Consider the following 13,577-nt stretch of genomic DNA (forward strand, 5'->3'; position numbering starts at 1 on the left):
CGGTGGACCACGGACGGGTTCTTTCGGTTGTGGCGGATGAGTTGGTGGTAATTCCCATCCTGCCGCCGGAAGACCCGTCCGCCTTCTTCAGCCCCTCGTTCCGGCGTCTACAACGTCATGACCCGCAACAATTAGACGGACTTTTGGATCAGTTCGGCAAGACTCCACCTTGAGTCTCGATGAGCGTCTTGCTCCGCAACAAGTCCTCCAAGTCTTGAGACAATGCAGCCCTGATCCCCGAGCCGGTTCGTCCCCATCCGAAGAACCGAGCTGCCTCCCGGAGCAGTTCTGTCCGCGGGATCCCGGGACTGTCTTCGACGATCTTTCGTAACGCGAACTGCCGTTCAGATGGAGGCACGTGCCCGACTTTTCGGTGGCATCCGCTCGTCGGGGTTCGCGCCGAGGAAATCTCGCGATCAGGAAGGTCGTACGCGGTGCCGACGGCAACTGCACGCTTCTTCTTGACGAGCCCCTTCAACACAGACCGGATCCGCCTTTGGATGACCGCGCCCGATTTCGACAGCGACCATGCAGACCTCACCCGCGTGAAGATCAATTCCTCTTCGATAGGACCCTCGCGCTCAAGCACCTCAAGGACTACCGCCGCAATTACGTCACTAGAGTCATCGTCCTGAAGCTCTGCCCATGAGCAACCGAATCTGTAACCTGCGTCTTGCCGGATCTCACGAAGATCACTATCAGTGAGATGTCTATACTCTTGCGCCCAACCAGGAGCGCTCTCCTGAATTCGCACGAACTCTACCGCTCGAGGACCGGATTGATCCTCGAGTAGTTCGATCTCGGACGGCTGGTCCTCCGATATTTCAATCACCTCGACCGTCGCGCCCTCTAAAGCGGCGATGTGCGGATTCACAGCACAAGCTGCCTCCACCGCCGCCTTGAGCCGGGTGATGGACTCACGGCGATTGCGGTACCAGTCTGTGCCCCAGATCCGGTGGAGTTTCCAACCGAGGTCGCGGAGAACCGCTTCTCGCAGACGGTCCCGATCGCGGGCCGCTCTCGACGAGTGGTACATCGCGCCGTCGCATTCAATGCCCAATGCATACGCCCCTGGCGCGTCAAGATGACGGACAGCCATGTCAATTCGATAGCCCGCAACGCCGACCTGGGGCTGAACCAAGTACCCCCATTCTCTCAAGACGTCAAGCACGGACTGCTCGAACGGGCTCTCCGGCTCCGCGTCGGGATCAGCGACTTGCGTTGCGAGAACGTTCGGCCCGTGCTCCGCGTATTCCAGGTAGCGTTTCAAGTGCTGAACACTCTTGTTCGTGCTCTCAGGCAACTGGCTGCCGTGGAACGACGCAACTACTTCCATACGGCGCCGCGCGCGGGTGACCGCAACATTCAGACGCCGCCATCCACTTTCCCTGTTGATTGGTCCGAACTCGGATCGAAGGCGTCCTTGTGCATCCGGACCGTATCCGAGAGACAGAATGATGACGTCGCGCTCGTCCCCCTGAACGGTCTCCAGATTCTTGACGAAGAAGCCGTCCAGACGATCGTCCGTAAAGAACCGCGACAGCATCGGATGTGCCTTCAAGGATTTGTCCACTGCCTCCTCGATCGCCTCAGCCTGAACCTTCGACAGGGCAACTACCCCGAGAGTCAGCGACGGTCGAGTCTCGAAGTGATGAATGACCCTCTCTGCGACATACGCGGCCTCAATCTGGTTATCCCGTCGCCCACCCCGATCATAGATGCCGTCGACCTTGAAGAACTCGACACCGATGTCATGACCGTCTTCGCGAGATCCAGGGAAAGTCACCATCGAATTCTCGTAGAACTCATGGTTACTGAAAGCAATAAGGTGTTCGTGTCGGCTTCGGTAATGCCAGCGCAGCGGAAGGGAGCGTAAGATCCCGCTCGCTTTGCAAGCGTCGAGGATCGACTCGAACCCGAGTTCATCGTCTTCTCCTACGTCATCATCGTCACTGTCATTCGTGGCGTTGAAAAAGGACGTGGGGGGCAGCTGCCGTGGATCCCCTGCGACTACTAGCGCGTTGCCACGATAGATCGAGTTCACAGCGTCCTGAGGAAGGACCTGGGAAGCCTCATCGAATATGACGACATCGAACCGGAAATCCGATGAGAGGAATTGACTTACAGTGAGCGGGCTCATCATGAAGCACGGCTTGATGAGGCGCACGACATCCCGCGTCTCGTCGAGCAATCGACGAACCGGCATATGTCGACGTTGTTTCATCGATTCTCGGCGCAATACGGCAGCCTGACCGACGGTGGTCTTTCTCGGACGCCTGGTGTTGCATGCAGCGATCACCTCGGCGTGCGCAGCCTCTACGAGTTCACGATCCAACTCCTGGAACCGGGAAACCAGTTCGTCCCGGTCGACGCCTCTGTGCGGCTTGAGCCGTTCATCGGTAGAAAAGTAGTGCTCGGCCCATGAGACCAGTACCGCACGCTCGACAGCAGCTGGAAACTCGGTGTCGGAGACGCCTCGTTGTGCGAGTTGATACGGCAGGTCCCGAAGGCGGTACTTATCCAGAGTGTGGAGAGCCTCGGTACATGTGAGCCACGTTTCCGGCCCATATGGGTTACTCACGAGCTGATCGAGTATCGCCGTCGCATCGGCAAGAGATTGCGCCAACTCACCTTTGAGTTCGCTGCGCCGTTTGGGTTTGAAGCAGCCGAGGAACTGATCTCTCTGTCGCCTCCAGTCCTCCAAGTACCTCGGCAACAAATCGTCCCGCTCGATGCTGAGCATCATCACAGCAACGGGTTCTTCCAACGAGTTCGAAACCCCGTGATTTCCGGCGCGCCGAACTGCGTGGGCCCATGCCACAGCTTCCCGGATCCTCGCAGACGCTGGGTCGAGTCCGTCGTACAGTCCACCGAGCAACTCGCGATACGCACGTTCGTTATCCGAGAATTCTTGTTCGAGCCGACGGGCTGTTACCACGTGCGACACCGCCGTACGCGCCGCATCTACCGTCAGTAATCGGTCGTCGACGACTCTCGATACGGTGCTGACAAGCTCTACGGCCTCGGACAACGGCTTAAGATGAGCACGAAGCCAGTTCGCAGCAGTACCCGCTGTGACAGTGAACAGGGCCGGACCTGAAGGTCCCAAACTTGTTTGACTGACTGCTTTCTCCCAATCGGCCAACCTCCCGCGTGCGTCTTCGACGCGCTCCTGCAAACCTTCCGGAACAGGACGTCCGTCAGCGATTGCGCGCTGCAACTTGCCCTGCCGTCCGGGTTCGTCGAGAGCATTAGACGCGTACCGCACTATTGAATCAGCAACCTCCAGGGCGTCGGACAGTGGCCCGACGTCCGGGTTCCCGTTCTGGGCATAACGACCGAGGAACTCTATCTGAGTAGAAGTTGCGTGGGTCGCCGCCGGATTGTTCAGAACCTCGATCGCCTCGTGTAGAAGCCGACTCGTGGATTCGTCTGCTTCGCTTGCTACGGCGTCCTTCACTGATTCAAGCGCCGTATCCAATCCTGCATAGTGCGCCCCAAGAAGCTTCCGATCTTCGTCTTCCGGTCTGAAAAACGCTGCAAGTTCGTCGTGTGCTCGGTGTGCCGATGTGACCGCTGCCCGAGCAGTGCCCAGCGTGTGTTCACCGGTGTCTGCTCTGAAACGGCCGATCGTTCCCAGCACCTTATCCATGAATTCACATGCCAACTGAAGAGGTTCCAGGTGGGCATGAACCCAATAGGTGGACCGTCCGAGCGACAGGTCGGCCAACGCTGCTGAATATTCGGACAATTCCGGATGTTCGAGGACGTCGATCCATGACTGAAGGAGTTCATTCAGGCGCTCGCCCGTGCTGATGAGAGACGGGTTCAACGCGTCTCCGTCCCCCAGTTGCTCCCTCAGTACGTCTCGGGTCCTGGGGTTTGCCAAGACCTCCGGCACGAGTCTGTGGATGGTCTCCGCATGAGTAAGCGCTGCCCGAAGCGACTCCATATCGACATGGACTGCTTCAACATCCACGAAGCGGCCGAGGAGGCCCTCATAGGATCGGCACACGTTTGCAAGATCTCGATGTGCGGTCTGCCATTCCAATGCAAGCGGTAGAGCGTCGTAAAGCTCGGCTTGCCACGTACCGGCGACTGAATGCGCTGCTACGACCTTGCGGTCGGAGCGCACCTTCCGGGAGAAGAGCGCACCGAATCCTCGAGGCCCTTCAGCCAGTCGCGCGATGACATCCGGAAGGTCGGGAACTTCGACTACCGATGGAAGAAGGACATGACCTGCATTTGCCTCAGCTGCTGACAAGCGCACGACGGCTGACTCGATCCGCCGAACAGCCTCGTATACCTCACTGAGGGCAACTGGTTCGAACCATTCTCTCCGTGCTCTGTCCCGAGTCGAACTGTGCTGGACGAGCTCAACCAGTACTCGAACATCCTCCAACTTCTCTGGTTCAGGACAACCCAAACGCTGTGCAAGCGACGTTGCGAGTTCGTCGCCGCTCGCCAAGGTATTAACCGAATCGGCGAACAACTCTCTGATGCGACGGAGTTGCCGGCGATTCCACCGTTCGAGGTTCACGCCCGAAGGATCTAGGTCTGTAAGTGCAAGTTCGCTACTCGGCTGGTCGGCCACGACTGAACGGTCGAGCTGTTGCCAACTGCGGCCGGCTGTCGCTGTGGCGGTCTCGATCGCTTGCTTCGCGTTATCCCGCCTGGCGAAAAACATCGTCAGCTTCTCGGCAGTCAAGACAACTGCTGCTGCCCGTGCCTCCTGCACTCTTTCAGGTGAGAACCAACTTGCCAAAGGACGGTCCACAGCGAGTGCAAGCCCAGCGACCTTGCACACGATCTCGGCTTCTCTCCCATCACGGGGACGGAACATGCCGAAGTCATCTGCCAACGCCGCAACGCGATCATGCGTCTGTTCCAGCGACTCGGACAGCTGCCGGAACGCGACCTCAGTACTGCGCAGTTCATTCTGGTCGAGCGTGGTGAGAGCGAGCGCCGGCGGTGACAATTCCTGCAGTCCCCGCTCGGATACGCTCTCGTCCGCCGTCAATCGGGCAGGAAGCTCCCGCCAGCGAACGCCACCGGTGGCGCGAGCACTTGAAGTCGCTTCGTGCACTCTTCCCAGTTCCTTCAGGAACCGGTCCACCTTCTCCTCGACATCGTCTACGAAATCGGCAGTCGTCAGCCACCACTGCGGGACCTCGAAGCGCGACTTGACGAGCTGGAGCATGCGCAGCAGCCGTTCGACGTCTTCCTCGTCTCGAAGAGAAAGTGCGCCTCCCCCCAAGTCCCGGTATCGGTCGACCGCCTTTGCCAGGACACGAATCGCCTCGCGCGCTTGATCGAGCGAGGGTCTGATGTTCGAAGCCTCTGGGCGGACTTTCCGCCATGGAAAATGGGGATCCGCGACCGCCACCCAACCGCGAGCAATGACTTCGGTTGCCTCAACGATCGCGGCAAGATCACGACTGGCCAGTGCCTGCGCGTTGAATTGACCATCCTTATCGGTCGGATCTATGTACGCAATTGGAGCATCGGCCAGGACAGCGATCCGCCCGATTACGTCATGCAATGTCCGCGTGAACGGATAACGCACTTCATTCATTGCTACCGCGTATCCAGTGAGCAATTTGCGCGCTCGCTCTATTTCTTCCTTCGCGTCGTGCGGTAACCGCGGAGCACGAGGCTCTTCATCCAGCACACGACCGAGTTCCTTGGCGACCGCACTGCGGCTCGTGGAATTGCTGTGCAGCGCCAGGACGTAAGAATCCAGACCCACAGACCTAAGCCGATCGAGCACGACGTCCAGCGCCGCTGCCTTCTCGCTGACGAAGAGCACACTCCGGCCTGCGTGCATCAATGCAGCGATCATATTTGTGATGGTCTGGCTCTTACCTGTCCCAGGAGGCCCATCCATTACAAAGGAGTGACCGGCCACTGCGGCAGCAATTGCCTGTCGCTGAGACGCATCCGCGTCCAGAACCAGCGGGCTGTCTTCCGGCGGAGAAAGCTCGTCGATCCGGTCGAGTTGAATCTCCTCGAAATCGAAGCGATCGGACGCCAGCTTCGCGGCGGGGCCGAGTGCTACAGCCTCGATGAGATCGCTGCGCATGACCTGCGCTTCGTTGTCCAAGAGATCCTGGTACATGGATTCTTTGTGAGAGGCAAATAGCGCCAGCACGACTCGTTCGGAGACGGTCCAGCCGTTCCTGCTCTCGACACACATTGCTGCCGCCTCGAAGACGGAGCCCAGATCGGAGGGGTCCAACTCGGCCACAGGTGTCCAGTCGATGTATAGCTGTTCGAGCTTGACCGGAAGTGCGGGATTGAGCTTCGGTTCCTCGTCCTCGTTGAGCACAAGGCGTGTCCGGCCGTTGGCCGTACGCTCGAGGGAGACCGGAATCAACACCAGCGGAGCATCGCTCCCAACATCGGCCCCGTCCTCCCGCCAATTGAGCATCCCGACGCCTAGCTGAAGCGTCCAAATGCCGTAGTCGTTGAAGACCTGAGTCGATCGCCGGCGAAGGTTTCCGATGGCGCGATTCAGAGCGGGGGCGGTCGTCTTCTGCGTGACGATGCCCTCCCGCTTGCTCGTTGCAGCCGCCACAAGGTCACTGTTCTGATCACCTTCCTCGTCCGGAAGTGCGGCAAAATCCCATCCACGTTCTAATCCAAGGAGAAGCTCTTCGACTGAGGGCTGTTTGATTTCCAGGGTCGCAGCTTGCGTGTGCCGAAAGTTCAAGAGACGATTTCGACCGCTCAGATCCACCAACGACGTGCGCCACCGAGCGATCACGCTCCTCAACCGCTCAGGGTCGTTTTCGTTGCCGAAGCTACTCGGAGTCGTCACGCTGATCCTTGCTGTCGATATTGTCGAGGGTCGGTCACTTCGTAGATGACCGTCATAGGCCCTTCGGCGCCCCCGTGTACTACTGATGCCTTCGGGCGGGGGGCTTACGAGATCACGTACATACGATGCGTGCGTACGCGTCGATCACGTCAACCTCCCGCTGTCGTTCCGGCAGGCACGCGCCCGCACATCTCGGACATTCTTACTGCTCAATCCGACAGAAAGGTAGTCGCCCTATCATTCAGCGGTCCCTGTAACGGGATCGCCAATCGCAGCGATTGAGCACTAATACGGCACTCGAAGGGTCGAGACGCTTCGCACAGTTCCTCGCAACCTGGTCCCCTGTCCTCGGTGGCCGCGGCCGGCATCCTCGCGCTGGTGATACTCGCTGCCGCCGGGGTCGTGTGCGTCGATCAGGTCCGGCTCGCGAGCGGTTCGACGGCCGCGCGCATCGTGTTCGCCGGCGACAACGACTGCACCGACCCCAGTGTGGAATAGCTGCAGATTCAGGAACGATGGGCAGCCCGGCGTCGCCGTCGTCGTGGGAGATCCTCGGCCATCAAGGACGCACGTTCGTCGCTGGCAGAGGGCAGCGCAGAGCGGCTGGCCGAATTGAACGGTGCACCACAGGGACAGGTGGACGTACGACATCGTCGTCGAGACCGTCGCCGCCTCCGAGGCGCAGGCACCGCGCTGTCTGTGTTGAGGGACACAGCGTCGCGCCGGCCGATGACTTTTGGCGGGACGTGGGGCTGGTCGGACATGATGGCGGCGGCCGACGACCCGAACCACGAGCGCCGCGACGAGATCCGGCGGTGGCTTGGACTGCAACCGGGTGAGCGCATCGACCCGAAGTGATTCGACCGCGACGAAGCCGGTAAACAGCTGTGCACACTGTTCGGGGAGTGAGGTTGTCGATCGGAGCCCGGATACCGGGCTTCAATCCACACGAACTCGATCAGCCGTCGGGCTCGACCTCCACGCCGTATGTCGCAACCAGACCACTCAGACCGTCGTCGTACCCCTGCCCCACCGCGCGCAGCCGCCACTTCCCCGCCCTCCGGTAGATCTCGGTGAGCACCATGGTCCGTTCGGTGGTCCCGGCGTCGAGCACGAACGTCGCCGCCGTGCCGTCCTCACCGTCCACGCTCACCGACACCGCTCCGAGGTCGCCGAAGGTGCGCTCGCCGTCGATGGCCGCGGCGATCGCGATGCGCGCGCATTCGTCGGGTAGCGCGGCGAGGTCAAGCCGTACGCTCTGCTCGCTACTGCCGTCGATCGACAGCTCGATCGCGCCGTCCTCGGCGGTGGGGTTGTTGTAGAAGACGAAGTCGTCGTCGCTGTCGACCTTTTCGTCGTCCCCCAGTAGGAAGGCGACGACGTCGACGTCGAAGTCGTCCGTCTCGGCGCGCCAGGCGACATTGACCGTCCACGACATCTTTCGGGTCGGCAGGTCGATGACCTCGCCTCGTGCGAGCGCCGGCGCTGAGATGCGGGACTCGATGCGCATGTGCGACGGCACGACGCCCTTCTCCACCGCGGCGCTGATGTCCGTCTTGGTCAGGACGGGGAGCTCGCGCGCGGTGATGCGCGGCATGCGCCGGTCGCTGTCGCCGCCTTCCAGCATCAGCACGTCCGTGACCGCCGCGGTGAGGTTGAGCGACGGGCGTGCACCGAGCTGGACGAGACGCGAGCGCATGAGCACGGCGTCGAGGTGGGTGCCGCCGAGGAGCAGCACCCGCCGGCCCTGCCACAGCTTCGGCTTCTGTCCCGTGAGCATCCGCTCGGGCAGGCTCGGTACATCGGCGAGGGGCTCCGCAGGCGCCGCCTGCGGAGGAGGTTCGATCACGGGCTCAGCAGCGGGCGCGGCCACCTCGACCACCGGACGCATCTTCGGTTCGCCTGGAATCACCCGGGTGAGCATCTCCTCGAGTTGCTGCTCGGTGACGACGGGAATGCCCTCGGCCATCGCCTTGCGGATCTTGCCCGTCTGCACGCCGGGGTCGTTGCACACGACCACGCTCGTCTGGCGACTGACGGAGTTCATCACGTCGAGGCCGGCGTCGGCCATCCGTCCGGCGAGCGGGACCCGCGGCGTCACCGTCTGCCCCGTGACGACCACCTTCATCCCCTGCACCAGGCCGACGTCCAGCGACAGGCGTCCCGGGTTCTTCCACTCGCACGGCACGCGCGGCACGGAGTCCGGGTAGGCGGGCCTGCGGCTGAGGCAGTCGACCACCGGCAGCGGGAGCTGCAGGCTCTCGGCGAGCAGGGCGCTGCGTACGAAGACCTCGCTGAGGACGCGGGCGTCGTCGTAGGCGTCGTGCTCGAGCAACTGCTGGACCTGCCAGTGGGCGGCCAGGGTGGAGAGTTTGTGATCGGGCACGTCGAGTTCGAGCCGCCTCGACAGGGCGAGAGTGCACAACCGCTGTCTGGCCGGGATCTCGGTTCCGGCGCGCCGGAACTCGGCGGCGAGGAATCCGTAGTCGAAGGCCGCGTTGTGGGCAACGATGGTCCCGCCGTCCAGCACCTCGGCGAGTTCGCCGGCGATCTGCTCGAAGCGGGGAGCTCCGGCGAGCCGTTCGCGCGTCAACCGGTGCACGTGGACCGGGCCGGGGTCGCAACCCGGATCGACGAGCGTCGAGTACTCTTGCTCGACGCGGCCGTCCTCCCCCAACACCAATGCGGCGACGCTCAGCACCCGATGTGCGTAGGCGCGCAGGCCGGAGGTCTCGACGTCGACGACCACCCAGCGGTGGCCCTTCGGCAGCGTCCGCGAACCCGACGCGTGCGACAGCGTGTCGATCACCTGCACCTGCTCTACCTCCGACTGTTCTCCGGCCGGTCACACCGGCACTCGAACATAGTGACTGATGCTCACGACACCACCGACCGCGCCACGCCGAGCGCGCCTGCCTCCGACCCGTGCCGGGCAGTACCGTTCCAGCCATGGCACAGCCATTCGAAGGCAAGATCGCCCTGGTCGCCGGCGCCACCCGCGGCGCGGGCCGCGGAACCGCAATCGCTCTCGGCGAGGCCGGCGCGACGGTCTACTGCACCGGCCGCACCACCCGCGAGCGCCGCTCGGAGTACGACCGGCCGGAAACCATCGAGGAGACCGCCGAGCTGGTGACGGCCGCGGGCGGGGTCGGCATTCCCGTCGCGGTCGACCACCTCGAGCCCGAACAGGTGCGACGGCTCGTGCAGCGCATCGACGACGAACACGGCCGCCTTGACGTCCTCGTCAACGACATCTGGGGCGGCGAGAAGCTCATCGAGTGGGAGACCCCGCTGTGGGAGCACGACCTCACCGGCGGGCTGCGGATGGTGCACCTCTCGATCGACACGCACCTGATCACCAGCCACTTCGCGCTGCCGCTGCTGATCCGGAACCCGGGCGGGCTCGTCGTCGAAATGACCGACGGTACCGCCGAGTACAACGCGAAGAACTTTCGGCTCTCGGTGTTCTACGACCTCGTCAAGTCCTCGATGCTCCGGCTTGCGTTCTCCCAGGCGAAGGAACTTGCGCCGCACGGGTGCACGGCCGTCGCGCTGACGCCGGGGTGGATGCGGTCGGAGATGATGCTCGAACACTTCGGGGTCACGGAGGAGAACTGGCGCGACGCCGCCGTGCCGCATTTCGTCGCGATCTCGGAGTCGCCGCGGTTCGTCGGGCGGGCCGTTGCGGCCCTGGCCGCGGATCCGGACGTGCATCGCCGCAACGGCGGGTCGTTTTCGTCGGGCGGTCTGGCGCGCGAGTACGGCTTCACCGACGTCGACGGGTCACAGCCCGACTGCTGGCGGTACATGGTGGATGTTCAAGATCGCGGTCTGCCGGCGGATGCGACCGGGTATCGGTGATTGCGACACGCCGACGCAGCGATTACCGCTCGCCCCCAACGTATTCCACACAATCAAGACGAATCAATTGACGCGTCCGCGGCGCGGTGCCACGATGTGTCATCCCCTCGCACCCGCGAGGGCCACAATTGAAGAAGGCCCGCCAGGAGCGGCAACTCCCGACGGGCCGGATGTCCGACTATTAGGGAGTCGAACGTGGGTAAGAATACCCTCGTCGGAGGCGTGCGCCGCGCGCCGCGCCCGACGAGCAACTACACCGTCGTCCGCAACGAGACGATCGGCAACAAGGACCTCTCCTTCCGCGCCCGCGCGGTCTTGATCTGGCTGCTTTCGAAGCCGGCTGACTGGCGCATCCGCTCCGACGCGATCGCCGCGGAATCACCGACCGAAGGCCGTGACGCCATCCGGTCCGCGATGCGGGAACTGGCTGCGCACGGCCACCTCGTCACCGAGCGTCGCCAGAACGAACACGGCCAATGGATCACTGTCCAGACGGTCTACGAAGTACCGGTCCGTCCCCAGCCGGGGCCTGGAAATCCGAACCCCGGCGAGCCGGACACCGGAGAACCCGGCGCTGAACAAAGAACTGAGGACCAAGAGACTGAAACAAACCCCTCACCGGCCGCCGAACCCACGGCACCGCCCCCACGGCAACAAGGGGTGGGCAGCATCCCGGAGAAGAAGCAGATCGGCGAGCTGGCGACCGCATGCCGCGCCGCCGGTCTGCCGGCGACGTTCGACTATCTGCCCGCCGCCGCGCGCTCCCAGATCGTCGCGCTGATCGACTCCCACGGAATACCGCGCCTGGTCGCAGCGGCACGGTCGGCGCACCGCCCGGGCAATCCGACGCGCTTCGCACACGCATGGATCCCGCTGTGGCAATCGCTGCCCCTACCCCGCTCTCCCCTGCCGCCCCGATGCGGCCGGTGCGACGAGTACGGCTGGCTACCCGACGACGACCGCGGCCGCGCCGTGCGCTGTCCGTGCCGTCGCTTCGACGCACCCGACCGCCCAGTCGCTGCGTGAGCACCCGTCCGTTGCGAACAGGTAGCATCGGCGAGAACTGTGCCATGACCACCGAATCGAGGTCGGACGCCCATGTCCCGTAAGCGCTCCGGGTCGAGTCGCGGATCCTCACCTCGTAAGCCACTTCCCGACAATGTCGTGTCGTTGGCCGAGCGCCGGCGCCGGACGGACACACCGATCGAGCAGTACCGCACACTGGCGCCGGAGTTCGCCGCATGGTTGATGGGGAACGCTGGGTGCCCCGCGAATCAGGCGGAGGACTTCGTTGCCAGCGTCGGGCACGCGATCGACGCGCTCTCGCGTGCGGATTCCGGGTTTGCGACCACGGCGTGGCGGAGCCGCGACGTGGACCACCTTCTCGAGCGGGTGCTGACGAGTGAACTGGTCGAGGACGACGACGAGACGCGGGCGCACATCGCCGGGGATGCCGCCGTGTTCTTGCAGTTCCTCTCGGCGACAAACCGGTGGACCGGCCAGGACGAAGACCTCGGGTACGGTCTGTCCACGCTCACGTCGTACATCGAATCGAAGCTCGCGTCCCTCCCACCCGTCGAGGTCGAAGAGCCGCCGGTCGATCCCGAGGCCGAGCGTGCCGCCTTGACGGTCGTGCCGGTCGTCGCACGGCTGGACGCCCTGCTCGGCTGGATCGGCGAACGCCGGCCTGTGACCGCGACCGGAGCGCTGAAGCGTGCCCTGGTCATGGAGGCCTTCGACGCTGTCGGCGGCAAGCGCGAGGATCTGGCACCGCGCAAGGTCCAGTCGATGTGGGATCTTTCCGTGCTGGCACAGACCTGGGTCGTTGCAGCCATGCTGGACCTGATCTCGATCGGAAAGACCGTCGTCAAGCCCGGTCCTGCCGCGCCGGTGTGGCGGGATCCGGACCGTAATCCCGGCGAGTACCTCACCCTGTGCCGGGACGCGGTGACGCATTCCCTCATCGTGGCCCTCGGCCGGCGCGGCGAGGGGCGCCTCGAGGCGTTCCATTCCGCCCTGGACGAGGCGACCGCCGCCGTCCTGTCCGCCGGTCTCGGTGAGCACCCGCTGCCGTCCGACCCCGAGGAACGTCTGCGCGCGTTGCCCGTGCTGTTCCCCGGCATGCCGGTGGGACCGAGCGTTCTCGGCAGCATGCGCGTCGACCGCCTCGAGGAATTCGTCGCCGACGGCATCCTCGAGGACGCTGACGGCTACCGCGTACCGACACCGCTCAGACCTGCCGTGCGGGCCGCCGTGCGCATCCTCCTCGGCGACGCGATACCCGTCGCCATCCACCCGCCCGCGCGGTGCACCCTGCGAATCACGTTGCGCGACAGCGAGCCTGCGGTGTGGCGACGGGTGGTGGTCGACAATTCCCTGAGTCTGCTGCATCTGCACTTCGTCATCCAGAGCTGCTTCGCCTGGGAGGACTACCACCTCCACCAGTTCACCGAGGGCGAGCCGTTCACCGGTGGTTGCGTATACGTGCCCGACGATCAGCTCGACGACGAGCTCGCGAACGGTCAGGACGAGGTCGTCGACGAGGGAATGGTGACCATCGGGACGGCACTGCCCGAGGTCGGGGCATCGCTGACGTACCTGTACGACTACGGCGACGGGTGGACGCACGACATCGTCGTCGAGTCCGTCGCCGAATTCGACGCCGAAGCTCCGCGCGCTGCCTGCGTCGACGGGCACGGTCTGGCGCCGGCCGAGGACTCCGGCGGCACGTGGGGCTGGTCGGACATGCTGGCGGCAGCCGACGACCCGAGCCACGAACGCCACGACGAGGTGCGGCAGTGGTTGGGACTGCGGCCGGGTGAGCGCGTCGACTCGGAGTGGTTCGAGGCGGACGAGGTCAACGACCAGTTGCGCTCACTGTTCGGATAGCGCTGCG

7 protein-coding genes are annotated in these 13,577 nt (G+C 63.6%); 5 read left to right on the forward strand and 2 right to left on the reverse strand.

Annotated features, from left to right (window positions below; translation table 11 throughout):
• Window positions 1–148: 148 nt before the first annotated feature.
• The gene (locus tag A4U64_RS15105; protein ID WP_065922766.1) at window positions 149–6,820 is read right to left on the reverse strand and encodes a DUF3320 domain-containing protein; all 6,672 of its coding nucleotides are present in this window, start codon (window positions 6,818–6,820) and stop codon (window positions 149–151) included.
• A 351-nt stretch (window positions 6,821–7,171) separates the two neighbouring features.
• Between A4U64_RS15105 and A4U64_RS28545 the strand changes: the two genes are divergently transcribed.
• Both A4U64_RS28545 and A4U64_RS28820 read left to right on the forward strand, forming a co-directional pair.
• Window positions 7,172–7,318, forward strand: a complete 147-nt coding sequence (locus A4U64_RS28545) for a hypothetical protein (protein ID WP_198163305.1) — start codon at window positions 7,172–7,174, stop codon at window positions 7,316–7,318.
• Window positions 7,319–7,549: 231 nt separating this feature from the next.
• Window positions 7,550–7,678 (forward strand): plasmid pRiA4b ORF-3 family protein, encoded by a 129-nt coding sequence (locus tag A4U64_RS28820; RefSeq protein WP_232334087.1) that lies wholly within the window; start codon window positions 7,550–7,552, stop codon window positions 7,676–7,678.
• A 100-nt stretch (window positions 7,679–7,778) separates the two neighbouring features.
• On the opposite strand, the gene A4U64_RS15110 is transcribed toward A4U64_RS28820, so the two are convergent.
• Entirely contained in the window at window positions 7,779–9,635 is a 1,857-nt protein-coding gene (locus A4U64_RS15110; protein ID WP_084648647.1) for a TerD family protein, read from the reverse strand.
• Window positions 9,636–9,769: 134 nt separating this feature from the next.
• Between A4U64_RS15110 and A4U64_RS15115 the strand changes: the two genes are divergently transcribed.
• From A4U64_RS15115 to A4U64_RS15125, 3 genes are all read left to right on the forward strand, one after another.
• Window positions 9,770–10,681, forward strand: coding sequence for an SDR family oxidoreductase (locus A4U64_RS15115; protein WP_065922767.1), 912 nt, complete (start codon window positions 9,770–9,772; stop codon window positions 10,679–10,681).
• A gap of 222 nt (window positions 10,682–10,903) precedes the next feature.
• Window positions 10,904–11,707 carry a replication protein gene (locus A4U64_RS15120; protein WP_065922768.1) on the forward strand — a complete coding sequence of 268 codons (804 nt, stop codon included), beginning with the start codon at window positions 10,904–10,906 and terminating at the stop codon, window positions 11,705–11,707.
• A gap of 345 nt (window positions 11,708–12,052) precedes the next feature.
• Window positions 12,053–13,570 (forward strand): plasmid pRiA4b ORF-3 family protein, encoded by a 1,518-nt coding sequence (locus tag A4U64_RS15125; protein WP_232334088.1) that lies wholly within the window; start codon window positions 12,053–12,055, stop codon window positions 13,568–13,570.
• Window positions 13,571–13,577: the final 7 nt, after the last annotated feature.

The sequence above is a fragment of the Rhodococcus sp. WB1 genome, from assembly GCF_001700945.1.
Lineage (GTDB): Bacteria > Actinomycetota > Actinomycetes > Mycobacteriales > Mycobacteriaceae > Rhodococcus > Rhodococcus aetherivorans.